22 protein-coding genes and 4 tRNA genes are annotated in these 24,304 nt (G+C 60.8%); 4 read left to right on the top strand and 22 right to left on the bottom strand.

Going from position 1 to position 24,304, the window contains the following annotated elements; all coding sequences use genetic code 11:
- Positions 1-14: 14 nt before the first annotated feature.
- From NTD82_RS06335 to rluD, 8 genes are all read right to left on the bottom strand, one after another.
- Positions 15-2,054 (bottom strand): multicopper oxidase family protein, encoded by a 2,040-nt coding sequence (locus tag NTD82_RS06335; RefSeq protein WP_262128098.1) that lies wholly within the window; start codon positions 2,052-2,054, stop codon positions 15-17.
- A 242-nt stretch (positions 2,055-2,296) separates the two neighbouring features.
- A tRNA-Pro gene (locus tag NTD82_RS06330) sits at positions 2,297-2,373 on the bottom strand.
- A 98-nt stretch (positions 2,374-2,471) separates the two neighbouring features.
- Positions 2,472-2,547, bottom strand: a tRNA-Lys gene (locus tag NTD82_RS06325).
- A 5-nt stretch (positions 2,548-2,552) separates the two neighbouring features.
- Positions 2,553-2,629: transfer RNA gene (locus tag NTD82_RS06320), tRNA-Pro, on the bottom strand.
- Positions 2,630-2,639: 10 nt separating this feature from the next.
- Positions 2,640-2,715: transfer RNA gene (locus tag NTD82_RS06315), tRNA-Asn, on the bottom strand.
- Between the two features lie 293 nt (positions 2,716-3,008).
- Complete coding sequence (clpB, locus tag NTD82_RS06310) at positions 3,009-5,573, bottom strand: ATP-dependent chaperone ClpB (protein WP_175652026.1); 2,565 nt, start codon at positions 5,571-5,573, stop codon at positions 3,009-3,011.
- Positions 5,574-5,698: 125 nt separating this feature from the next.
- Positions 5,699-6,439 (bottom strand): peptidoglycan editing factor PgeF, encoded by a 741-nt coding sequence (gene pgeF, locus NTD82_RS06305; RefSeq protein WP_262128097.1) that lies wholly within the window; start codon positions 6,437-6,439, stop codon positions 5,699-5,701.
- A complete protein-coding gene (gene rluD, locus NTD82_RS06300) occupies positions 6,436-7,398 on the bottom strand; it encodes a 23S rRNA pseudouridine(1911/1915/1917) synthase RluD (RefSeq protein WP_095154402.1) in 963 nt (320 codons plus the stop codon). The genes pgeF and rluD overlap by 4 nt, the downstream gene beginning before the upstream one ends.
- A gap of 149 nt (positions 7,399-7,547) precedes the next feature.
- On the opposite strand from rluD, the gene NTD82_RS06295 reads away from it, so the two are divergent.
- Complete coding sequence (locus NTD82_RS06295) at positions 7,548-8,564, top strand: outer membrane protein assembly factor BamD (protein WP_095154400.1); 1,017 nt, start codon at positions 7,548-7,550, stop codon at positions 8,562-8,564.
- Between the two features lie 103 nt (positions 8,565-8,667).
- On the top strand, positions 8,668-8,898 hold the full coding sequence (locus NTD82_RS06290; protein WP_095154398.1) for a PP0621 family protein: 231 nt from the start codon (positions 8,668-8,670) through the stop codon (positions 8,896-8,898).
- 19 nt (positions 8,899-8,917) lie between these two features.
- On the opposite strand, the gene thiO is transcribed toward NTD82_RS06290, so the two are convergent.
- From thiO to pilV, 5 genes are read right to left on the bottom strand one after another with little or no spacing between them, the layout of a single operon-like run.
- The gene (gene thiO, locus NTD82_RS06285; RefSeq protein WP_095154396.1) at positions 8,918-10,021 is read right to left on the bottom strand and encodes a glycine oxidase ThiO; all 1,104 of its coding nucleotides are present in this window, start codon (positions 10,019-10,021) and stop codon (positions 8,918-8,920) included.
- 56 nt (positions 10,022-10,077) lie between these two features.
- Entirely contained in the window at positions 10,078-10,488 is a 411-nt protein-coding gene (locus NTD82_RS06280) for a type IV pilin protein (protein ID WP_095154395.1), read from the bottom strand.
- Positions 10,489-10,496: 8 nt separating this feature from the next.
- Positions 10,497-11,012, bottom strand: coding sequence for a pilus assembly protein PilX (locus NTD82_RS06275; protein WP_143501902.1), 516 nt, complete (start codon positions 11,010-11,012; stop codon positions 10,497-10,499).
- Positions 11,012-11,659, bottom strand: coding sequence for a PilW family protein (locus tag NTD82_RS06270; protein ID WP_095154391.1), 648 nt, complete (start codon positions 11,657-11,659; stop codon positions 11,012-11,014). The genes NTD82_RS06275 and NTD82_RS06270 overlap by 1 nt, the downstream gene beginning before the upstream one ends.
- Positions 11,656-12,018, bottom strand: a complete 363-nt coding sequence (pilV, locus tag NTD82_RS06265; RefSeq protein WP_095154389.1) for a type IV pilus modification protein PilV — start codon at positions 12,016-12,018, stop codon at positions 11,656-11,658. Before pilV ends, NTD82_RS06270 begins: the two co-directional genes overlap by 4 nt.
- A gap of 106 nt (positions 12,019-12,124) precedes the next feature.
- On the opposite strand from pilV, the gene NTD82_RS06260 reads away from it, so the two are divergent.
- Positions 12,125-12,616 carry a GspH/FimT family protein gene (locus NTD82_RS06260; RefSeq protein WP_095154387.1) on the top strand — a complete coding sequence of 164 codons (492 nt, stop codon included), beginning with the start codon at positions 12,125-12,127 and terminating at the stop codon, positions 12,614-12,616.
- Positions 12,617-12,623: 7 nt separating this feature from the next.
- On the opposite strand, the gene ispH is transcribed toward NTD82_RS06260, so the two are convergent.
- The 6 genes from ispH to murJ form a co-directional block, all read right to left on the bottom strand.
- A complete protein-coding gene (gene ispH, locus NTD82_RS06255; RefSeq protein WP_095154386.1) occupies positions 12,624-13,571 on the bottom strand; it encodes a 4-hydroxy-3-methylbut-2-enyl diphosphate reductase in 948 nt (315 codons plus the stop codon).
- Positions 13,572-13,585: 14 nt separating this feature from the next.
- Positions 13,586-14,023, bottom strand: coding sequence for an FKBP-type peptidyl-prolyl cis-trans isomerase (gene fkpB, locus NTD82_RS06250; protein ID WP_110969577.1), 438 nt, complete (start codon positions 14,021-14,023; stop codon positions 13,586-13,588).
- A complete protein-coding gene (lspA, locus tag NTD82_RS06245; RefSeq protein WP_095154383.1) occupies positions 14,016-14,531 on the bottom strand; it encodes a signal peptidase II in 516 nt (171 codons plus the stop codon). Before lspA ends, fkpB begins: the two co-directional genes overlap by 8 nt.
- Positions 14,524-17,355 (bottom strand): isoleucine--tRNA ligase, encoded by a 2,832-nt coding sequence (gene ileS, locus NTD82_RS06240; protein ID WP_262128096.1) that lies wholly within the window; start codon positions 17,353-17,355, stop codon positions 14,524-14,526. Before ileS ends, lspA begins: the two co-directional genes overlap by 8 nt.
- Positions 17,352-18,302, bottom strand: a complete 951-nt coding sequence (gene ribF / locus NTD82_RS06235; protein WP_262128095.1) for a bifunctional riboflavin kinase/FAD synthetase — start codon at positions 18,300-18,302, stop codon at positions 17,352-17,354. Before ribF ends, ileS begins: the two co-directional genes overlap by 4 nt.
- Before the next feature lie 118 nt (positions 18,303-18,420).
- Positions 18,421-19,959, bottom strand: coding sequence for a murein biosynthesis integral membrane protein MurJ (gene murJ / locus NTD82_RS06230; protein WP_262128291.1), 1,539 nt, complete (start codon positions 19,957-19,959; stop codon positions 18,421-18,423).
- 253 nt (positions 19,960-20,212) lie between these two features.
- On the opposite strand from murJ, the gene rpsT reads away from it, so the two are divergent.
- Positions 20,213-20,485 (top strand): 30S ribosomal protein S20, encoded by a 273-nt coding sequence (gene rpsT / locus NTD82_RS06225; RefSeq protein ID WP_262128094.1) that lies wholly within the window; start codon positions 20,213-20,215, stop codon positions 20,483-20,485.
- A 128-nt stretch (positions 20,486-20,613) separates the two neighbouring features.
- Here rpsT and NTD82_RS06220 read toward each other — a convergent pair whose 3' ends face one another.
- The 3 genes from NTD82_RS06220 to NTD82_RS06210 are packed head-to-tail and all read right to left on the bottom strand — an operon-like array spanning position 20,614 to position 24,179.
- The gene (locus NTD82_RS06220) at positions 20,614-22,917 is read right to left on the bottom strand and encodes a PqiB family protein (protein WP_095154374.1); all 2,304 of its coding nucleotides are present in this window, start codon (positions 22,915-22,917) and stop codon (positions 20,614-20,616) included.
- Positions 22,910-23,533 carry a paraquat-inducible protein A gene (locus NTD82_RS06215; protein WP_175652012.1) on the bottom strand — a complete coding sequence of 208 codons (624 nt, stop codon included), beginning with the start codon at positions 23,531-23,533 and terminating at the stop codon, positions 22,910-22,912. The genes NTD82_RS06220 and NTD82_RS06215 overlap by 8 nt, the downstream gene beginning before the upstream one ends.
- Positions 23,520-24,179: a paraquat-inducible protein A gene (locus NTD82_RS06210; protein ID WP_262128093.1), complete on the bottom strand. Its 660-nt coding sequence runs from the start codon at positions 24,177-24,179 to the stop codon at positions 23,520-23,522. The genes NTD82_RS06215 and NTD82_RS06210 overlap by 14 nt, the downstream gene beginning before the upstream one ends.
- Positions 24,180-24,304 lie beyond the last annotated feature (125 nt).

Below are 24,304 nucleotides of genomic sequence, written 5' to 3'. Positions count from 1 at the left end.
AAAATCGTTAGACGCTAGTGATGCGCACCGTGCGCGTCACCCGGCGTCCCATCCAGCGAAATCCGCACGTTCTGCATCATGCCCTGGTCCTCATGGTCGAGGATGTGGCAGTGCAGCACGTATTCACCGATGTAGCGCTGGTAACGGGTGTTCACGTAGATCGTGTAGTACTTACCGTCATCCGTCATGGGTTTGACGAACAGGGTGTCCTTCCACACGCCCTTGAGACCGGCGTACTGCGCGTCGGGATGATCCTTGTCGAGGTTATCCACAACGCCTGGATCACTGAGATCGGTCACACCGTCCGGCGCGATGATCTTCTGGATCTGGAACGGGTTGACGTGGATATGGAACGGATGGCCCGCCACGGCTGATTGCAACACCCACTTCTGCGCATCACCCAGCTTCAGCTCGCGATTGACCACGGCCGGGTCGTAAGGCTTGGCATTTTCCGCCGTGGTGCCGATGGCGAACTCGGTGACACCCTTGTCGTTCTTGCCAATCTTGAACACCAGTTGCTGCACATCCTTCACCAACTCGCTTTCTTCGATGGTGCGATGCGGCACGAAGCTGGTCAGCAGAAGGTCTTTCTTCAGGTCGGCCACCACTTGCTCGCGAACCGGGCCTTCCGGCATGTTCGCCTGGGCAGCAGCGATCAGCACGTTGCTGATGTGGTTTTTCTTGTCGGTCACGGCCTGCCCGGCCTCGGCATCGACAAAGCCCAGCAGCTGGTGATCGCTGGTGAGCTGGGTCACGTTACCCGCAGGGGCTTCGGAACGATCGATCACGCAGTAGCGACCTTTCTCCGGGAAGGCAATCAACAGGTCGTTGCGATAGCCGGGTTGCAGGGTCAGCAGCTCCTTGCTCTGGGCCTTGGCCATGGTCAGGCCGTCTGCGGCGATGACCTGGTACGGCACCACTTCGCCATTACAGTTCTGCTCAATGAACTTCTGCGAATCGGCCGCCGCCACACCCGCCAGGCTCTGGGACGCAGCGCTGTCCTTGAGTTTGACGAACTGCAGGGTCACGGTTTCGCGGATACCGGCATGCACCAGACGCCAGCGTTGCACTTCACCGGTGCGCGCCTCGAACGTAGGCTGGACCATGCCGTTCACGCTGGTGTAACGACCCGACTTACCCCACTCGCCCGGCCCGAATGCGTCGTAGGACTCCACCACACCCGTTTCGCCGGAGCTACAACTCCAATCCACATCACCGTCTTTGGTTCGCTTGGTTTTGCCGTCCTTTCCGAGGCACACGTAAGGAATTTGCTGAAGCACCACCAGGCGCTCGACAAAATCCTGGCCCTGGATCGGCTTGAGCAGGGTATCGATATCGCCGTTGGACTCCGAGGTGGGCAAACGATCGCCACGAATCACCAACGCCCCAGCCATGCCGCTGCCGACTTGCAGCGCTGTCGAGCCGTGCAGGTGCGGGTGATACCAGAAGGTGCCCGCCGGGTGATCCGCCGGGATGTTGTATTCGTACTGGAATTTCTGCTTCGGCTTGATCTTCAACAGCACGTTGTCACTGTTGCCCGCCGGGCTTACCCACAAGCCGTGAGAGTGCAGGTTGGTGCCGTTGAAGCAATGCGGCTTGTTGATGGGCAGATCGCTGGCGGTGCAACTGTCTTCCGGTGGAAGACGGTTATCCAGGTTGATCCGCACGGTATCGCCGGGCGTGACATTGATGGTTGGCGCCACAAACGGGGTGCGTGGGTCGACGCCGGTGCCTTTGTAGCTGCGCAGATGGACCGGCACAGAATTCTGGGTGGCCGGGTCATAAATGGTGCTGTCGGTGTAGTCGATCACCAGATTCAGCAGACGCTCTTTACCGGCGTGAGGATTGACCACCGCGCCAGCCGGCGCTTCGGCCTTCATCAGCAAGGTGCCGCGGGCTGTCTTGAGCGTCGGTGCGACCTGCTCGATGGAAGGTGGGTTGGCAAAGGTCCGGGCTTGTTGCTCTGCCTGTACCGCTGCGGCGCTGCACATCAGTGCCAATGCGCTCAGGCCAAACGGCCAGCCGTGCCGGCGGCGCGTGTGAAATCCTGTCATGCCAATGCTCCTGCGTTATTTGTCGGGAAACGACAATAAAGCGGACGCGGGCAGACTCCCCGCCTGCCACGGCCGCTGTTGGCGCAGGGAAAAGCCCGAGCGGTGAGCTCGACGAGAAGAATTAATGGCTTAGTGCTATCCCTGCCCGCACACCCTAGGGAAAACAGGGGCGTGAGCGCAACAGGAAAAGGTTGAGGCACAAACGAAAAAGGGCACCCTTGCGGGTGCCCTTCTTCTGAATATGGTCGGGGTAAGGGGATTCGAACTCCTGACATCCTGCTCCCAAAGCAGGCGCGCTACCGGACTGCGCTATACCCCGGTAAAAAAAAGGCACCGGTTAAGGCGCCTTTTTCGTGGCTGGACGCTAATGGCGTTCCAACCTTTTAAGATTCAAACCCAGCGAACCGGACTCGAAAATGGTGGGTCGTGTAGGATTCGAACCTACGACCAATTGGTTAAAAGCCAACTGCTCTACCAACTGAGCTAACGACCCAAAAATGGTCGGGGTAAGGGGATTCGAACTCCTGACATCCTGCTCCCAAAGCAGGCGCGCTACCGGACTGCGCTATACCCCGGCTTGAAATTTGGCTCCGCGACCTGGACTCGAACCAGGGACCCAATGATTAACAGTCATTTGCTCTACCGACTGAGCTATCGCGGAACTATCAATTTCAGTACTGCAATTTCGAATGCTGTATCACTACCGCCTCGAACTCTTCGACCTTGTGCATCGCTGCGTTCATGTCTCTGAGGCGCGTCATTCTACAACCTTCAAAACCTTTGTCAACCCCTCAATTTGCATTCAACTTACTGATTTGCAACTTGTTTTCAGATTTCTTCTACCGCCGGAAATCTGGGGTGACATACAGCGGGGCGCACTTTACAAGCACTCGAAAGAAAATGCAAAGAAAAAAGGCCTCGAATTTCGAGGCCTTCTCTCAACCCGCCGAAAAATCAGGCGAAAACGATCTCGTCGCCATCCACCGTTGCGGTAATCGACGTGCCTGGCAGAAAGCGCCCGGCAAGGATCGATTGCGCCAGCGGGTTCTCGATCCAGCGCTGGATCGCCCGTTTCAGTGGTCGTGCGCCATAGACCGGGTCGTAGCCGACGGCAATCAGCTTGTCGATGGCTTCCGGACTCAGCTCCAGGTTCAGCTCGCGCTCGGCCAGGCGGCTGCGCAGGCGGCCGAGCTGGATCTGCGTGATACCGGCGATCTGATCGCGGCCCAAAGGCTCGAAGACCACCACCTCGTCGATCCGGTTGACGAACTCCGGCCGGAAGTGCGCGCCCACCGCATCCATCACCGCGGCACGTTGCGCCTCGCGATCACCGACCAGATCCTGGATCTGTGCAGAACCCAGGTTGGACGTCATGACGATCACCGTATTGCGGAAGTCCACCGTGCGTCCGTGGCTGTCGGTCAGGCGACCGTCTTCCAGCACTTGCAGCAACACGTTGAACACATCCGGATGGGCCTTCTCGACCTCATCGAGCAATACCACCGAATACGGCTTGCGACGCACCGCCTCGGTCAAGTAACCGCCCTCCTCGTAACCGACATAGCCTGGCGGGGCACCAATCAGGCGAGCCACGGAGTGTTTCTCCATGAACTCGGACATATCGATGCGGACCATCGCCTCTTCAGTATCAAAGAGGAACTCCGCCAACGCCTTGCACAGCTCGGTTTTACCGACACCGGTCGGGCCGAGGAACAGGAACGAACCACTTGGCCGGTTCGGATCGGACAGACCGGCGCGGGAACGACGCACGGCGTTGGCCACCGCCACCACCGCCTCATCCTGGCCAATCACCCGCTCGTGCAGCAGGCCTTCCATCTTCAGCAATTTTTCCCGCTCGCCTTCGAGCATCTTGGCCACCGGAATACCGGTCCACTTCGAGACCACTTCGGCGATTTCTTCCTCGGTCACCTTGTTGCGCAGCAGTTGGTTCTCGGACTTGCCGTGTTGATCCACCATCTGCAGGCTGCGCTCCAGATCCGGGATCACCCCGTACTGCAGCTCGGCCATGCGGCTGAGGTCACCTTTGCGCCTTGCCGATTCCAGCTCCTGACGCGACTGTTCGATTTTTTGCTGGATCTGCGCCGAGCCCTGTACTTCGGCTTTCTCCGACGTCCAGATCTCCTCCAGGTCGGAGTATTCACGCTCGAGCCGGGCAATTTCCTCGGTCAGTTTTTCCAGGCGCTTGATCGCCGCTTCGTCGTCTTCTTTCTTCAGTGCCTGGGATTCCACCTTCAACTGAATCAGACGGCGCTCCAGACGGTCCAGCACTTCAGGCTTGGAGTCGATCTCCATGCGGATGCGGCTGGCGGCTTCGTCGATCAGGTCGATGGCCTTGTCCGGCAACTGGCGATCCGTGATGTAGCGATGGCTGAGCTTGGCCGCGGCAATGATCGCCCCGTCGGTGATCGCCACCTTGTGGTGCACTTCATAGCGCTCTTTAAGGCCGCGGAGGATGGCAATGGTGTCTTCCTCGCTCGGCTCTTCCACCAGCACCTTCTGGAAACGCCGCTCCAGCGCCGCGTCCTTCTCGATGTACTGGCGATATTCATTCAGCGTGGTCGCACCGACGCAATGCAGCTCACCGCGGGCCAATGCCGGCTTGAGCATGTTGCCTGCGTCCATGGAGCCTTCGCCTTTGCCGGCGCCGACCATGGTGTGCAGTTCATCGATGAACAGGATGATCTGCCCTTCCTGCTTGGACAGTTCATTAAGCAGCGATTTGAGCCGCTCTTCGAACTCGCCACGGAACTTGGCGCCAGCAATCAGCGCGCCCATATCCAGCGACAGCAGGCGCTTGCCTTTCAGGCCGTCCGGCACTTCGCCATTGATGATGCGCTGGGCCAGGCCTTCGGCGATGGCGGTTTTACCCACGCCAGGCTCACCGATCAGCACGGGGTTGTTTTTGGTCCGGCGCTGCAGGACCTGGATGGTGCGGCGGATTTCGTCGTCCCGGCCAATCACCGGGTCCAGCTTGCCTTCTTCGGCGCGCTTGGTCAGGTCGACGGTGTACTTGTCCAGCGCCTGACGGGACTCTTCGGCGTTGGGGTCATTCACCGCATCGCCGCCGCGCAGGTTGCTGATGGCATTCTCCAGGGCTTTCTTGGTCACGCCCTGGCCGAGCAACAATTTGCCCAGTTTGCTGTTCTCGTCCATTGCCGCCAGCAGCACCAACTCGCTGGAAATGAACTGGTCGCCTTTCTGTTGGGCAAGGCGGTCAGCCTGGTTGAGCAGGCGCGCCAGATCCTGCGACATGTTCACGTCGCCAGTCGGATTCTGGATTTTCGGCAGTTGGTCGAGCTCTTTGCTCAACGCGGTACGCAGGCTGGGCACGTCGAAACCGACCTGCATCAGCAGTGGTTTGATCGAACCGCCCTGCTGGTCAATGAGGGCCTGCAACAAGTGCGCGGGCTCGATGGCAGGATGGTCCATACCCACAGCCAAGGATTGGGAATCGGATAACGCCAGCTGTAATTTGCTGGTCAAACGGTCTATTCGCATAAGTTACCTTCCTTAAAAGGGCAGGCCGGAGCGATGGACACACCTGATGAAGAGAAGCCTGCCTGAGATACCACTGTAGATGTGGATCATTTTGGAAGATTCAAGGCTGACGCCGTTGACTCAGGTCAGTTGGGTTCGAGCCAGACCAAGGATGCGAAGCGACCCGTGTGCGGATTGCGTCGATAAGAGAAGAAGCGCGAGTCGGTCACTGTGCAGTAACCACCACCATAGACAGCCTCGACACCTCGCGCAGCCAGGCGAATACGCGCCAGGGCATAGATGTCGGCCATGAACTTGCCTGGCTGGGCGCCGGGCACGAAAGCCGAAGCGGCTTGAGGATGAATGGCCATGAACGCCTCGCGAACCTCGGCGCCCACTTCGAAGGCCTGCGGCCCGATGGCCGGACCCAGCCAGACCAGAACATCCTTGGGATCCACTGCCAGGGTGTCCAGCGTGGCTTCCAGCACACCGCCCGCCAGACCGCGCCAGCCGGCATGCGCCGCAGCTACCCGGGTGCCCGCGCGATCACAAAACAGCGCGGGCAGACAGTCGGCGGTCATCACCGTGCAGGCGATACCGGGAATATCTGTCCAACTGGCGTCGGCTTCAGCAATCACCTGCGGGTCGGCATAAGCCACCGCAAGACCATGCACCTGCTTGAGCCAGGCCGGACGAACGGTACATTCTTCGGTCAGACGCCGGCGGTTTTCGGCCACCGCTGCCGGCGCATCGCCAACATGGTCACCGAGGTTGAGCGTGTCGTAAGGCACCTGGCTGGTCCCGCCCGCGCGCGTTGTCACGCACGCCCTGACCCGGACTGGCGCTGGCCAGTCCGGAATCAGCAGGCTGGGAGCCAGGAGGCTCATCCGACGAACGCCTCGCGGTCCTGCTTGAGCAGCGACAGCATCCAGACGAAATCATCCGGCAGCGGCGATTCCCACTTCATGCGCTGACCGGTGGTCGGATGCGCCAGTTCCAGGAAGCGCGCGTGCAGCGCCTGACGCGGGAAGGTCTTGAGTGCATCAACCATGGTGGGGTTGGCGGCTGGCGGAATGCGGAAACGCCCGCCATAGACCGGATCACCTACCAGCGGGAAGTTGACGTGAGCCATATGCACCCGAATCTGGTGAGTACGCCCGGTCTCCAGCTTGACCCGCACATGCGTGTGGGAGCGGAAGCGCTCCAGAACACGGTAGTGGCTGATGGCCGGCTTGCCGCTGTCCATCACCGCCATTCGCTGGCGTTGCGAGCCGTGGCGGCCGATAGGGGCATTGATCTTGCCACCAGCAGTCACCACGCCCACCACGATGCACTCATAGATGCGGCTGACCGTGCGACTCTGCAACTGCGCGACCAGGTTGGTCTGCGCTTCCAGGGTCTTGGCCACCACCATCAGACCGGTGGTGTCCTTGTCCAGGCGATGGACGATGCCGGCACGCGGCACATTGATGATGTCCGGGACGTGGTGCAACAGGGCATTGAGCAGGGTGCCGTCGGCATGACCGGCAGCCGGGTGAACCACCAGGCCAGTTGGCTTGTTGATCACCAGGATCTGGTCGTCTTCGTAGACGATGTCCAGCGCGATGTCCTGGGCGATCCACTCGCCCTGGGCTTCCTGCTCGGCCTCGAGGGCCAGGATGGCACCGCCATGGACGATGTCACGCGGGCGCACGACATTGCCATCGACGGTCAGTAGGCCCTCTTTGATCCAGGCGGATAGGCGCGAGCGCGAGTGCTCAGCGAATAATTGGGCGGCGACTTGGTCGAGGCGTTGACCGCCCAATTCGGACGGCACCTCTGCGCTAAGTTGAATGATCTCGGACATGCTCGAATCAGGCGACGGCACAGCCTTTGGTTTCGGCTGCGCGCTTGTGGTTAAATACGGCGTCTTTTGCCCCGAGGGTTCCACGGGGCGCTCATCATAACAGGACGGCCACGCCCAAGACAGCGGCCGTCATAGGGACGCAAGCCGCCATGCAAGTGAAACACCTGCTGCTGATCGCCATCCTCGGACTGACCGCTGCTTGTTCTTCGAAGGAAGTCGTCGACGAAAACCTGAGCGAAGCCGAGTTGTACCAGCAGGCGCAAGCTGACCTGGACAACCACAGCTATACCAGCGCCACCGCGAAACTGAAGGCACTGGAGTCGCGTTATCCGTTCGGTCGCTACGCCGACCAGGCGCAGCTTGAGCTGATCTTCGCGAACTACAAGAACGCCGAGCCTGAAGCGGCCAAGTCCGCGGCAGAGCGTTTCATTCGCCTGCACCCCCAGCACCCGAACGTCGACTACGCCTACTACCTGAAGGGCCTGACGTCTTTCGACCAGGACCGTGGCCTGCTGGCGCGCTTCCTGCCGCTGGACATGACCAAGCGTGACCCGGGTGCCGCCCGCGACTCGTACAACGAATTTGCCCAGCTGACCAGCCGCTACCCCAACAGCCGCTACGCGCCTGATGCCAAGCAGCGGATGATCTACCTGCGCAACCTGCTGGCTTCCTACGAAATCCACGTTGCCGACTACTACCTGACCCGTCAGGCCTACGTCGCCGCCGCCAACCGCGGTCGCTATGTGGTCGAGAACTTCCAGGAAACCCCATCGGTCGGCGACGGTCTGGCCGTGATGGTCGAGGCCTACCAGCGTCTGCACCTGGACGACCTGGCGGCTACCAGCCTGGAAACCCTGAAGCTCAACTACCCTGACCATCCGAGCCTGGTTGACGGTCAGTTCGTGCCGCGTCAGGAAGAAGCCGACAACCGTGGCTGGCTGTCCAAGGCGACCCTGGGCCTGATCGAAACCGCCGCGCCACTGCCGCCGGGTGAAACTCGCGCCAACCAGGACGTGATCAAGCAATACGAAGATGCCAAGGAAGCGATCCCTGAAGACCTGCTGCCGAAGGACGGTGATGTCATGCAGGAAGAGCATCACGAAGCCGAAGGCAACAATGATGACCGTTCGTGGTTCAGCTACATGACCTTCGGCGTGTTTGACTGATCGCAAAGAAATGAAAAAAGGGAGGCTTGGGCCTCCCTTTTTTATTGGCCGCCGTCAGCAGCTCTTCTAAACTGGCGCATCTTCACTGAATAAGCTGGACACCATGGTTCGCCTACTTTTCTGGATTGCCCTGATTGCCGCCGCGTTCTGGCTGTGGCGCAAGTTCAAGGCAGGCAGTGCCGCCTCAACCTCCACGCCTCTGGACGCCCCGCTGAAGATGGTGCGCTGCTCTCACTGCGGCGTGCACCTGCCAAACGACCGCGCCCTGCATCGCGGCAACGAGTGGTATTGCAGCACGGCACATCTGGAACAAGGCCCCAGCGACAAACGCTGAGGCCAACGGCTGCCGCCGGTCAGAGCGCTTCCAGGCGCCCGTGGGGCGCATAAGGTGCCGGATCGATGATCGGCTCGCGTCCACTCAGCAGGTCACTGAACAATTGGCAGGAAGCTGGCGCCAGCACCAGTCCATTGCGGTAATGCCCGCAGTTCAGCCACAGACCCTCGCAGCCCGGCACCCGGCCAATGTACGGCACCCCTTCCGGAGAGCCGGGACGCAATCCCGCCCAATGCCCTACCGGTGTCGCATCCGCCAGCGCCGGTAGCAATTCGATCGCCGAAGCCCGCAGGCTTTGCAGCGCGTCCGGGGTCGGCGTCTTGTCGTAACCGGCATGCTCCAGCGTACTGCCCACCAGAATGTGGCCATCACGGCGCGGGATCGCATAGCGCCCCTTGGCCAGGACCATGCTGGGCAGGAAGTCCTCGGCGCACTTGAACAGAATCATCTGCCCTTTGACCGGCTCCACAGGCAGGGAGAAACCTAGCAGGCGCAGAAGGTCACCACTCCAGGCCCCGGCCGTGAGTACTACCTCATCCGCCTCGATAGTCCCCGCAGTGGTCTGGACGCCGGCAATGCGCTCGCCTTCGCGGACGAAGCCGGTGATTTCGCAATGTTCCTGGAGGGTAACGTTGGGCAGCGCCTGCAATGCCGCCTTGAGTGACTTCAGCAAGCGCGGATTACGGACGTTGGCAACACCGGCCATGTACACCGCACTGTTGAAGCCCGGCCCGAGCACAGGCACGGCGGCATATGCCTCGGACACCGCGACCTTGCTCAACGGACGCCCTTCCCGCTTCGCCCAGGCCAGCGCTTCGGCTTCGTCATCCAGATCAAGCCAGTACAGACCGGTCACATGAACCTGCGGATCGACCCCGGTGCTGCTGAACAGATGTTCGCCAAGCTGAGGATAGAAATCCTGGGACCAGTGCGCCAAGGCAGTCACCGCCGGGCTGTAGCGCCAGGGATAAAGCGGCGAAACGATACCGCCGCCCGCCCAGGACGACTCACCGCCCAACTCGCCCTTGTCGCACACCACCACCCGCTCGACGTCCTTGGCCAGGTTGAACGCCGTCAGCAGGCCGATCACACCGCCACCCACAATCACTACTTGCTTGGTCATCTGTAGATCCAGTACCCGAAATGAACCGCGGCGCCAGCCCGGCGCCATGAATGACTTCAACCGCCCCAGCAGCCCAGGCGCGCATCTTCGCCGCGCGAAGGATTGGACCGCACTCCTCGATGATCAAGCTCGAAATCGCCGCAGGCGTCAGAAGCCATGGCCGCGCCGACCCGCCGTCTGGCAGTCAGGACGTAGCTGTCGGCTTCGCGCTTGGCATACAGGCTGTAATGGGCGTTTCCGTCCGGCAGTCGGGCCGCCCCCGCTTCGGAGTCGGTATAGCGACCGGTGCGGGAGTGGTGCTGCTCCAGGTGCTGCGCGCTTTCGAACAAGATCCCGACTATTTCCGTGCGCGCGGCCTTTTTGACCATTTCGCTGTAGCTGGGGTAGGCAATGCTCGCCAGCATGCCGACCAGTGCGACGACAATCAACAATTCAATGAGGCTCAGGCCCTTCTCGGTTCGCTGCATGAATACTCCTAGAATATTTGCCGCCAGGCGACACGCCGGGCAGGCACATCACCCGGCAGCTCCGGCCACGCAAAGGTGCTTTCAAGGACGACCCGGGATTCACCCTCCAGGCCGATGGCAGTAATACGGAATAGCGTGACGGACAGCTCTTCCGGCATGCCCCGCGCGCGATTGCTTGGCCCCAGGTTCTGGATCAGGTACAGACCGGCGTCCCCACCCTGCCAGACAAGTCCGGAGCCACTGCCTCCATGATGGATACCAGCCGCCTGCACCCACTCGGCTTCCGGGGGCGGCAGGCAGACACCACAAGGACCGATGACGGCCCCTGGCAGACGCGCCTCCCCTACCCGCAACAGGCGCTCCGCCGACTCGAACGCCCGCATCGAAGCCAGCAGATTACTGGCCATGCGTTGCTGCTGGATCGCACCCTGCATGGCCGACAGACCCAGCAAGCCCAACAACATCAGCAGCGTCATGCACAGCAGCAGAACGTTTCCATGCTGCTTTGCCGCACGCCGACGCATCAGGGCCACCCGTTGCGAAGCGCGACCGCCAGATGGTAGGTCTGCGCCCGTACTCGCCGTTGCGGATCATCCAGGGTGAGGCGGAGTTTCAGGAGGTCCGTTTCCTGCTCGACGTCCAGCCGGCTGATATTTCCAATCAGCACCGCATTGCTGCCACCACTGCTGAGCAACAGGTCGGCGGCGTTCAACCGATACACCTGACGGCGCAGCGGTACCGTGAAGGTACCTGCGCGAGGAGGCGCAACGCCCTCAACGACATCGGCAGTGGTCCGGCAATCCGTGATCAGCGTCCAGTCCGGCGCACCGCCCAACTCCCCAGCCTGGGCACTGATCAAGGTGAGGCTGTGCAACGTGCCGTCACCCGTGCGCTCCAGACTGACAGGGCGGGAGAATGCCTGCGCGGTGGCCGGACTTGTGAAGGTCATGGCCTCAGGCCGCAGGCAGCCGAACATTCCCGCCATCCGGATATCCCGCGCCAGCCGCTGCAGGACAAAACGCGCATCTTCCTGTAGTCCGGCGGCAACCTCCTGCGCCTGCCAGCTCTGCAAGGCAGCAATGAAAACCCGGCTGCCGGCCATGACCACCAGCAAACCGAGGCTCAGCGCCAGCAACACCTCGACCAGGCTGAAACCCGCTGCCGCCCTCATCGCACACCGCCCAGCTCATGGAGCCGCTGCCCACCGCCAGTCCGCTCCTCGCTCCAGCCAATGCTCACACGGACCTGACCGGCGTCTTCCCGAACCTTTCCTTGCCCTGCCCCGCCGACAAACGCCTCGACCGACTGCTGAAACTCAAGCCGGTCTGCGGCATCGATACCGCCCGCCGAACGCGCCCGCTCCAACATCCCCTGCGCCAGCCAGGCAACCTGGCTAGTGATCCGGGCGCCATCGGAGCCCTGCAATGCGCGCCCTTGCAACGCCGCCATCGCCAACAGCCCTGACGACAGCAGCACCAGCGCAACCATGACTTCAATCAGGGTCAATCCCTGCTGTGGCTTCCTTGCCATGCACACCTCCGCGAATATTCCTCGGCAAACTGCAAACCTGGCTGACTCGACGCCATCCGGTTCGCGGTCGAACCTACAGAGAAGCACTTCCAGGGAGGAACGCACGGTGAAGCAAAAGGGCGTAACACTGATTCAAATGATGTTCGCGCTGGCGCTGGTGGCTTTGCTGACCCAGCTCGGAACAACGACCTACAGCAAAATGAGCAGTGACCTGCAACAGCAAGCCGCAGCGAAACACCTCGCCCAGGCACTGAGAGCCGCGCGCAGCGAGGCCTTGCTGCGAAACCGGGTGATCACGCTTCAAGCAATGGAGGGAGGCTGGGGCAACGGTTGGCGCATGCTGCTCGAACAGAGCGACACACCATTGTTACGAGAGTATTCAGCGAAGGGGCACGTGAGGATTATCGGCAATCAGCCGGTCGCCCAACAGGTACGCTTCAGCGGGTTGGGGGTGCCGTTGCGGCACGGAGGTGCTTTCCTGTCCGGGTCCCTGCAGGTGTGCGGGGAGCCCAGGCAGGAAAACCTGTACCAGATCGTGCTATCACGCAGCGGGCGTATCAGCCTGCTGCATGAGCCGACCAACAAGCCCTTGTGCTAAACGAAGCTCAGTTGATCGGGCGAACCCGCAGCTCCTTGGGCATCGAGAAGGTGACGTTCTCCTCGCGACCGTCCAGTTCCTGAGCCCCGGTGGCGCCCCAATCGCGTAACTGCTGAATCACGCCGCGCACCAGCACTTCCGGTGCGGAGGCGCCTGCGGTGATACCGATCCGCTCGACGCCATCGAACCAGCTGCGTTGCAGGTCTTCGGCGCCATCGATCAGGTAGGCCGGCGTCGACATGCGCTCCGCCAGCTCGCGCAGGCGGTTGGAGTTGGAGCTGTTCGGGCTGCCGACCACCAGTACCACATCGGACTCGGCGGCCAATTGCTTGACCGCGTCCTGGCGGTTTTGCGTGGCGTAACAGATGTCGTCCTTGCGCGGCCCACCGATGCTGGGGAAGCGCGTGCGCAGCGCATCGATAACGCGACTGGTGTCATCCATCGACAGCGTGGTCTGAGTCACGAAGGCCAGTTGCTCGGGGTTGCGCACCTCAAGCTGGGCGACATCTTCTTCATCCTCGACCAGGTAGATGGAGCCGCCATTGGCGGTGTCGTACTGACCCATGGTGCCTTCGACTTCCGGGTGACCGGCATGGCCGATGAGGATGCACTCCTTACCGTCGCGGCTGTAGCGCGCCACTTCGATATGCACCTTGGTCACCAGCGGACACGTGGCGTCGAAGACTTTCAGGCCACGTCCGGCCGCTTCCTGGCGCACGGCCTGGGAAACGCCATGGGCACTGAAAATCACAATGACGTCGTCCGGCACCTGATCCAGCTCTTCGACGAAGATCGCACCACGGGCGCGCAGGTCTTCGACGACGAACTTGTTGTGCACGACTTCGTGACGGACGTAGATCGGCGGCCCGAAGACCTCCAGCGCCCGATTGACGATTTCGATCGCCCGGTCCACGCCGGCACAGAAGCCACGGGGGTTGGCGAGTTTGATCTGCATGAGGGACTCCAGGCTCAGAGGGCCTTCACCTCGAGGATTTCCACCTCGAAGTTCAGGGTCTTGCCAGCCAGGGGATGGTTGAAGTCGACGGTCACCTGAGCGTCGTCGAACGCCTTCACCACACCGGGCAGTTCCGCGTTGGCCGCGTCGTTGAAGATGACCAGCAGGCCCTCGGACAGCTCCATGTCCTGGAACTGCGAGCGCGGCATGATCTGTACGTTCTGCGGGTTGGGCTGGCCGAAGGCGTTCTCGGGGGCAACGGCTACGCTGCGCTTGTCGCCCGCCTTGAAGCCAAAGATGGCTGCCTCGAAGCCGGGCAGCAGGTTGCCGTCGCCCACTTTGAATACCGCCGGCGCCTTGTCGAACGTGCTGTCGACGGTATCGCCGTTTTCCAGATGCAGTGCGAAGTGCAGGGTGACTTCGGTGTTCTGGCCGATACGGGTTTCAGTCATGGACGGGTTCTCCGGACTTTTTGCTCTTGAACATATCCAGCGCCAGCATCACCGCACCTGCGGTAATGGCGCTGTCGGCCAGGTTGAAGGCCGGGAAGTACCAGCGGTTCTGCCAGTGCACCAGAATGAAATCGACCACATGGCCCAGTACGATACGGTCGTACAGGTTGCCCAGGGCGCCACCGAGCACCAGCGCCAGCGCGACCGCCAGCCAGGTTTCGTTGCGTCCAAGGCGCTTGAGCCAGACCACCAGCACGGCACTGACCACTACCGCGATCAAGGCAAACAGCCAGCGCTGCCAACCGGAGCTGTCAGCCAGGAAGCTGAACGCAGCACCGGTGTTGTAGGCCAGGGTCCAGCTGAAGTAGTCGGGAATGACCACGATCTGCTGGTACAGGCTCAACGCACCTTCGAAGTAAAACTTGCTGGCCTGGTCAAGGACCAGGACCAGCACGCTCAGCCAGAGCCAGGCAAGGCGTCCGAAACGCCCCGCAGCCACATTAGGCATAGTGACGCACCTCACCGCTGCCGCTGATGTTGTCGACGCAACGACCGCAGATTTCCGGATGCGCAGGGTTGATCCCGACGTCAGCGCGGAAGTGCCAGCAACGGCCGCACTTGGCGTGACCGGACTTGACCACTTTCAGCTTCAGGCCGGCGACATCGGTAACCACGGCATCGGCCGGCGCTTCGACAAACGGCGCGACGCTGGCCGCAGACGTGATCAGTACGAAGCGCAGTTCGTTGCCCAGCTTGACCAGATCGTTGCCCAGGGACTCGTCGGCGAACAGGGTCACTTCGGCTTGCAGGTTGCCACCGATGGCCTTGGCCGAACGCTGGTTCTCCAGTTCCTTGTTGACCGCGGCCTTCACCGCCATCACGCGATCCCAGTAGGCGCGATCCAGTTCGATGCCTTCCGGCAGCTCAGTCAGGCCCTGGTACCAGGTGTTGAGCATGACCGACTCGTTGCGCTCGCCCGGCAGGTACTGCCACAGCTCGTCGGCGGTGAACGCCAGGATCGGCGCGATCCAGCGCACCAGCGCTTCGGAGATGTGGTACAGCGCGGTCTGGCAAGAACGACGGGCAACGCTGTTGGTGCCAGTGGTGTACTGACGGTCCTTGATGATGTCCAGGTAGAAACCACCCAGCTCCTGCACGCAGAAGTTGTGGATCTTCGAGTAGACGTTCCAGAAACGGTATTCGCTGTAGTGCTCTTCCAGCTCACGTTGCAGCAGCAGGGTACGGTCAACCGCCCAGCGATCCAGCGCCAGCATGTCTTCGGCTGGCAGCAGGTCGCGGGCCGGGTCGAAGCCGGACAGGTTGGAAAGCAGGAAGCGCGCGGTGTTGCGGATGCGGCGATAGGCATCGGCGCTGCGCTGCAGGATCTGGTCGGAAACCGCCATCTCGCCGGAGTAGTCAGTGGCCGAAACCCACAGACGCATGATGTCGGCGCCCAGGGTGTCGTTGACCTTCTGCGGCTCGATGGTGTTACCCAGCGACTTGGACATCTTGCGACCGTTTTCGTCGACGGTGAAGCCGTGGGTCAGCAGTTCGCGGTACGGCGCATGGTTGTCGATCGCGCAACCGGTCAGCAGCGAGGAGTGGAACCAGCCGCGGTGCTGGTCGGAACCTTCCAGGTACAGGTCGGCGCGCGGACCGGCTTCGTGGCCGATGTTGTGCGAACCGCGCAGTACGTGCCAGTGCGTGGTGCCGGAGTCGAACCAGACGTCGAGGGTGTCGGCGATCTTGTCGTACTGGGCAGCCTCTTCACCCAGCAATTCGGCGGCGTCCAGCTTGAACCAGGCCTCGATGCCTTCTTGCTCGACGCGCTTGGCCACTTCTTCCATCAGTTCGACGGTGCGCGGGTGCAGTTCGCCGGTCTGCTTGTTCAGGAAGAACGGGATCGGAACACCCCAGTTACGCTGACGCGAGATACACCAGTCAGGACGGTTGGCGATCATCGAATGCAGGCGCGCCTGGCCCCAGGCCGGGACGAACTTGGTGTCTTCGATAGCCTTGAGTGCACGCTCACGCAGGGTGTCGCCGGTGTCCGGCTGCTTGTCCATGCCCACGAACCACTGCGCGGTGGCGCGGTAGATCAGCGCGGACTTGTGGCGCCAGCAGTGCATGTAGCTGTGGCTGATGGTTTCGGTGAACAGCAGCGAGCCGACTTCGGCCAGCTTGTCGACGATGTGCGGGTTGGCTTTCCAGATGAACTGGCCGCCGAAGAACTCCAGCGAGTCGACGTACACGCCGTTGCTCTGCACCGGGGTCAGGATGTCGTCGTTGACCATGCCGTAGCGCTTGCAGGTGACGAAGTCGTCCTCACCGTAGGCCGGCGCGGAGTGCACCACGCCAGTACCGGCGCCCAGCTCGACATATTCGGCGAGGTAAACAGGCGACAGACGGTCGTAGAACGGATGGCGGAAGTTGATCAGTTCCAGCGCCGAGCCCGGCGCGGTGGCAATGACCGAACCTTCCAGCGAGTAACGCTTGAGGCAGGACTCGACCAGTTCTTCGGCCAGCACCAGCAGCTTGTCGCCGACGTCGACCAGGGCGTAGGTGAATTCCGGATGGATGTTCAGCGCCTGGTTGGCCGGGATGGTCCACGGGGTGGTGGTCCAGATCACGATGGAAGCCGGCTTGGGCAGCGAAGCCAGGCCGAAGGCGGCGGCCAGCTTGTCTTCATCGGAGGCCTTGAAGGCTACGTCGATGGTCTGGGATTTCTTGTCGGCGTACTCGACTTCGGCTTCAGCCAGGGCCGAACCGCAATCGAAGCACCAGTTGACCGGCTTCAGCCCCTTGAACACGAAACCGTGCTTGACGATTTCAGCCAGGGCACGGATTTCGCCGGCCTCGTTGGCGAAGTCCATGGTCTTGTACGGGTTGTCCCAGTCGCCCAGCACGCCCAGACGGATGAACTCGGCCTTCTGGCCTTCGATCTGCTCGGCGGCGTAGGCACGGCACAGCTCGCGGGTCTTGTCCGCGGTCAGGTGCTTGCCATGGGTGACTTCGACCTTGTGCTCGATCGGCAGGCCGTGGCAGTCCCAGCCCGGAACATAAGGCGCGTCGAAGCCGGACAGGGTCTTGGAGCGGACAATCATGTCCTTGAGAATCTTGTTGAGCGCGTGACCGATGTGGATCTTGCCGTTGGCGTAGGGCGGGCCGTCGTGCAGGACGAACTTCGGACGATCCTTGCCAATTTCGCGCAGCTTCCGGTACAGGCCAATACTGTCCCAGCGCTGCAGGATCTGCGGTTCGCGCTGTGGCAGGCCGGCCTTCATAGGGAAGGCGGTGTCCGGAAGGTTAAGCGTGGCTTTATAGTCGGTCATTTCAGGCTCTTCGTTAGCGGTTGAGCGTGCCAATGGGCACGTGCGGCGGCGATATCCGCATCGATCGCCGACTTGAGCGCCTCCAGGGAGGCGAAGCGCTGCTCTTCGCGCAGCTTGTGGTGGAATTCCACCGTAAGGCGCCGGCCATACAGATCACCGGCAAAATCCAGCAGATGCACTTCCAGGTGGGCGCTGCCATCCCCGGAAACGGTTGGCCGCACGCCAATATTGGCAACACCGGGCCAAGCCTTGCCATCGATTGGCACACTGACCAGGTAGACCCCGCTCAGCGGCACACGACGGCGCTTGAGTTGTACGTTGGCGGTGGGCGTGCCCAACTGCCGAGCCAGCTTCTGTCCGTGCAGTACTCGACCACTGATGCGGAATGGCCGCCCCAGCAGGCGCTCGGCCAGCACGAAGTCCGCAGCGGCCAGTGCATCGCGAACCTGCGTGCTGCTGACCCGCAGCCCGTCGAGTTCGACGGTCTGTGCCGCCTCGACGGAGAAGCCATGGCGGTTGCCCGCATCCTGCAGGAAGGCGAAGTCGCCGAGACGGTCGCAACCGAAGCGGAAGTCGTCACCGACCTCAAGGTGCTTCACACCCAGCCCGTCGACCAGGATGGTCTCGACGAACTCGCTGGCGCTGAGCCTGCTCAGGCGCTGGTTGAACGCCAGGCACAACACCCGGTCGACACCTTCGGCAGCCAGCAGGGCCACCTTGTCGCGCAGGCGGGCCAGACGGGCCGGAGCGGTTTCCGGAGCGAAATATTCACGCGGCTGTGGCTCGAAAATGACCACGCAACTGGGCACACCCAGCTCTACCGCGCGCTCACGCAGACGCGCCAGGATGGCCTGGTGGCCGCGGTGAACACCGTCGAAATTGCCGATAGTTGCAACGCAGCCCCGGTGCCGGGGGCGAAGGTTGTGGAGGCCTCGAACCAGCTGCATAACGCGCTTCTTGCTCATAAAGTGGTCGATTATAACCACACCCGGGCGCCGACGACAGGCAACAGCGCGAAGCCAGGACGTGGATCGTACAAAACCGACGTCCGGCCCGCGCCGTCCGTCAGTGCAGCGCCTTGCGGGCGAAGTCCCGGGGGCGGAAGCCGAACAGGAACAGGCTGCCGAAATAGGTCAGGATGCCGGCCGCAATCAGCGCGCCCAGCCGCAAGAACCGCATCAACATATCGCCCTGCGCCCAAGGCGGCATGAACATCAGGCCAACGATCAGTACGGCCGACATCAGAATTACTGCAATCACGAGCTTGAGCAGAAAACGCCCCCAGCCCGGTTGAGGTTCGAAAAGACGCTGCTGACGCAACTTCCAATACAACAGACCGGCATTGAGGCAGGCACCGACGCTGATCGCCAAGGCCAGTCCGGCATGCTGCAGTGGCCCGACAAATACCAGGTTGAGCAATTGGGTCGAGATCAGGGTGAAAATCGCGATCTTCACCGGAGTACGGATGTTCTGCTGCGCATAGAAACCGGGAGCCAGCACCTTGATCAGGATGATGCCGAGCAACCCCACCGAGTAGGCAATCAGCGCACGCTGGGTCATCTGCGCATCGAACGCGCTGAACTTGCCATATTGGAACAAGGCTACCGTCAAGGGCTCCGAGAGGATCGCCAGGGCCAGGGCACACGGCAGCACCAACAGGAAACACAGGCGCAGCCCCCAGTCGAGGATCTGCGAATACTGTTGGCGGTCCCTGTTGGCGTAGGTCTTGGCCAGGGTCGGCAGGAGGATGGTGCCCAGCGCCACGCCCAGGACGCCGGAAGGCAACTCCATAAGGCGGTCGGCGTAGTACATCCACGACACCGAACCCGCCACCAGGAAGGACGCGAAAATGGTGTTGATGATCAGCGAGATCTGGCTGACCGAGACGCCAAGGATCGCTGGCAGCATTTGTTTCAGCACTCGCCAGACACCGGTATCGCGGACATTGAGGCGAGGCAGCACCAACATGCCAATCTTTTTCAGATGAGGCAGTTGATAAAGCAGTTGCAACAGGCCACCCGCCAGCACCGCCCAGCCGAGCGCCATGACCGGCGGATCGAAATAGGGCGTGAGGAACAACGCGAAGAAAATCATCGCCACGTTGAGCAGGGTTGGCACGAACGCCGGCACCGAAAAACGGTTCCAGGTATTGAGGATGGCGCCGGCCAAGGATGACAGCGAGATCAGCAATATATAAGGAAAAGTCACACGTAACAGATCGGTGGTGAGGTGAAACTTTTCCTCGCTATCGACAAAACCAGGTGCCGTAGCCCAGACCACCCAAGGGGCGGCCAACACGCCGACCACAGTGACCAGTGCCAGCACCAGGGTCAGCAGGCCGGCGACATAAGCGACAAAAGTGCGGGTCGCTTCTTCACCCTGCTGGGTTTTGTATTCGGCCAGTATCGGCACAAATGCCTGGGAAAATGCGCCCTCGGCGAAGATCCGGCGCAACAGATTGGGCAGCTTGAAGGCAATGAAGAAGGCGTCAGTTGCGACTCCAGCACCGAAAATACGCGCCAGAATGGTGTCCCGTACAAAACCCAGCACACGCGACACCATGGTGATGGAGCTGACCGCAGCCAGGGATTTGAGCAGATTCATCGAAAGTTTTTCATGGCAGATAGATGAAGGGCAGGCCGAAAGCCATCCGGATATGCGATACTGCGCGCCGCGCAAAAGAGGCAGCGCAAAAGCTCCCGAGTTTACAGGTCATGCACCAGAAGGGAATCATCCCGATGGAGAGATTGGCCATTGGGCGGAACTCCGCCCTCGGCCTTGACAACCGGTCAACTCATCGGCATGATTCGCGGCCTATTTTGTTTGCTATTTACCAAGTCTTTCGAGGAGCTCGACGGTGGCCAACTCACCTTCCGCCAAAAAACGTGCAAAACAGGCTGAGAAGCGTCGCAGCCACAACGCCAGCCTGCGTTCCATGGTTCGTACCTACATCAAAAACGTAGTGAAAGCCATTGACGCAAAAGACGCCGAAAAAGCGCAAGCTGCTTACACCCTGGCTGTACCTGTAATCGACCGTATGGCCGACAAAGGTATCATCCACAAGAACAAAGCTGCCCGCCATAAAGGCCGTCTGAATGGCCACATCAAGGCGCTGAAAACTGCTGCCTAAGCGACAAGCTTGTTAAAAAACCGACCTCAGGGTCGGTTTTTTATTGCCTGCGATTTGGCGAGAACCCTTGGGAGCGCGGTGTGATTCACATCCAGGCCCGCGGAAAACTCCACGGGCCCGGGCACGGATTACTTACCGAGCGGGATCTTCGGCGCCCATTGCAGCCACTCATCTTCTGCCTTGTCGAACAGTGCGAAGGTCTGCTGCGGTAACGCCGGCTTGCCGATCTGTTCACCATCCGGTGTCGCAAAGGCGATACCGCCCTGGATCAGGGTTTCCAAGGACTCGGTCCGTACGGTTGCGCCTTTGAAGAGACCCAACTCAAAGCCGAAGCCACTGCTGTTCCAGAAGCGGCTGCCGCCCCGAACCAACGCCGCGTAGCGCGGTTCGATCAAGATGTGGATCAGCACCCGATCCGCCGTCTGCCCCAATTCGAACCCCGTCACCTTGCCGACCGGTATCTCGCGATAAGTCACAGGCACACCAGGCTTGATCGACCCGCGTCGCGCCGCACTCAGCACAAGCGCCAGACCCTCTGGAGGCCCAAGGACCTCTGGCTTCTCGGGCAAGGCCACGAAGTCACGCTGCGGGCCCGGGCTCTTGGCCGCAGGCTGCACTTCCAGATACTGGCCCGTCACCAGAGTGCCCAGGTTCTCGGTCTTGACGATACCGAGCGCTGGCTTGACCACCCAGAACTGGGTACCGACCCTGGCGATTCGCTCCGGCACTTCGGTTATGCGCGCCTTGAGCAAGACGGATTGCAAGTCTGCACTCAGGTCGACCCCTTCTACCTTGCCAACATCCAACCCCTTGAAGCGAATAGGCGTACCGACTTTCAGTCCATCGGCATCAGCCACCTTGATCGTGATCGCGGTACCCGAAAGGTTCGCCGCCTCCTGATTCTCGTGCAGGCGGAATGTAGGAATACGTCGCTTGAGAGCAACGTTCGGTACCGGTGTATCGAAGGATATCCCTCCTGCCATCAAACTCTGCAGCGACTCACTCTTGATCTGTATGCCTGACAGGCCGCCCGTAAGGGTAATGCCACTGGCGTTCCAGAACCGTGTAGAGCCATTGACCAGGCCCGCATATTCCGGCTCGATGTGCACGCCAATCAGCAGGCGCTTTTGCTGCTTGCGGGAGAACTGGTAGCTCTGCACCGTACCCACCTTCACTTGCCGGTAGAGGACGGGACTTCCCACCTCCAGCGAGCCGAGGTTGTCGCTGAACAGCACCAGGTGCAGACCTGGAGCCTTCAAGTCGAGCGGAGGGGCCTTGGCGCGGGCTTCGAACTCACGCTGCGGGGATGCCCCTTTATCACCCGGGCGAATCGCGATGTAGTTACCCTTGACCAAGGCCTCGAGACCGGTGATGCCCGCCAGGGAAATCGAGGGCTTGACCACCCAGAATTGAGTGCCCTCCACCAGATAGTCTTCCGCCAACGGGTCCAGGGTGAGCTCGGCCATCGCACTGTTCAGATCGCTCTCGACCTTGAGAGCCTTCAGCGAGCCAACCTGGATGCCCTTGTACATGACCGGGGTACGGCCAGCTTGGAGCCCCTCGAAGTCATTCAGCTTCACCTTTACCCGAATCCCGGCCTGGGCAGCATCGAAGTCTTCATACAGCCGGAACGGCAGGCTCGGGTCGGTGGGCGGGCTGTCCTTGCGGTGCTCTGGCGTGGCAAAGGCAATGCCGCCCGCCACAATACTGGCCAATGATTCACTGCGGATCTTGACCCCGGACAGGTTGGCATCGACGCTGACGCCGCTGGCATTCCAGAAACGCGTGTGTTTACGCACCAACGGCGCATAAGCCGGCTCAATGAAAACCTTGATTTCCACAGTGCCCTGGTCTTCTGCCAACCGGTAACTCTTCACCCGACCGACCTGAATCTGCTTGTAGAACACCGGACTGTCACGATTGAGCGAACCCAGCCGGTCGGCCTTGAGCGTCAGATGCAGCCCCGGCTCACTATCGGATAACGGAGGAGCTTCCGGCAGCGCGACGAATCGCTTGGTTGGTTCTCCATCTCCTGGGCTGACCGCGATGTAGTTACCGGAAACCAGCGTTTCCAGCCCGGTAATGCCCGCGAGCGTTACGCTGGGCTTGACCAGCCAGAAGCGCGTATTGGCCAACAAATGAGGCTCGGCGGCCGAGCTCATCTCGATGGTGGCAATTACACCGGTATTACTGCCTTTGGCGTCCAGCACCAGGCTCTTTACCTTACCGACCGGCATACCTTTGTAGACCACTTCGGTCTTGTTCGCGACGATACCCTCGCCACTCTCGAAACGGACCTCGATATCTACGCCTGACTGCCGGTAGGCCTGCCAGCCCAGCCAACCACCGATGACCAGCGCGATCAAAGGCAAAATCCAGATAGCCGACCAATTCGAAGCTGGGCGGGTTCTAGCCGTAGGCAAATCACTCATGGTCGTCGTCCGACTCCGTGTTATCCCAGATAAGTCGGGGATCGAAAGTTACTGCTGCAAACATCGTCAATATCACCACACTGGCAAAGGCAATCGCCCCCAGGTTGGCCTCGACACTGGCGATGCGACCAAAGTTGACCACCGCCACGAGGATGGCGATGACGAAGATATCCAGCATCGACCAACGCCCGATGAACTCGATGAAACGGTACATAAGGATTCGCTGGCGAGCGGACAACGGCTGATGGCGCTGCACTGAATAGAGCAACAAGGCGATGCCTACCAGCTTGAAGGTTGGCACCAGAATACTGGCAATGAACACCACTGCAGCAATTGGCAACATACCGTGCTTCATCAAGGTAATGACGCCGGACATGATCGTGTCCGGACTACCCTGACCCAGCGTGCTGACCGTCATGATCGGTAACAGGTTCGCCGGGATATAAAGAATGGCTGCAGTAATCAGCAAGGCCCAGGTTCTAGCCAGGCTATTGGGCCGGCGCGCATGAACGATCGCACCGCAGCGCGTGCACGTCTGGACGCTTGTATCGGGCTCCTGACGGTTGAGTTCATGGCACTCACAACAAATCAGGATTCCAGCATCAATCGCCCGCATGCAGGTCTTCTCCAGATAACGCAACCCAGATCTGATGTGGCGACATCACCACCTCGAGCCAGACCTGAACCAGCAACAGACTGATGAAACACAGGAGGCCCAGCCCAAGGCTCAGCTCGGCAAGGTCCACCAGCTTGACGATAGCGACCAGCACACCCATGAAATAAACCTCGAGCATGCCCCAATCGCGCAGATGGTGATAAATGCGATAGAGGAGCAATCCGTAATTCCTCCCGACATTCCAGCGAATACTCAGCAGTACAGCGAGCTGACACAGCAGTTTAAGTAGCGGGATCGCCATGCTGCACAGGAACACCACAACAGCGATGCCTCGCATCCCAGTGTTGTACAGCCCGATCACACCACTCCACACCGTATCGTCGGCGCTCTGCCCCAACAAATGGAGTTGCATGATCGGCAAGAAGTTCGCAGGCACATAGAGTAGTAAAGCAGCCAGGACCAATGCCAGGCTTCGCTCAACCACATTATGGCGGTGGGCAAAGAGTTCGTATCCGCAGCGCGGGCAGTGAGCCTTTTCATCTCGCTTGAGCTGCGGCTTGCACATCAGTAGGTCGCACTCGTGGCAGGCCACCAATTGGTCAAGAGGCAGATTCTCGAGCGGCCGAACGTCGGCGGGATCGGACATAAATAGCTTCTGAATAAGATGTCGGGCTCTATTCTAGTGCTCTTGCTCACATTTGTGGGAGCAAGGACAGCCAGTCTGAGCATTCTGCTGAAGCGTTCAAGCCGCCAAAACAGCGCTGCCTAAGC

This window comes from Pseudomonas sp. 5P_5.1_Bac1, from assembly GCF_025466015.1.
GTDB lineage: Bacteria > Pseudomonadota > Gammaproteobacteria > Pseudomonadales > Pseudomonadaceae > Aquipseudomonas.
The sequence above is the reverse complement of the archived record's forward strand: the minus strand, read 5'-3'. Positions and strand labels throughout refer to the sequence as shown.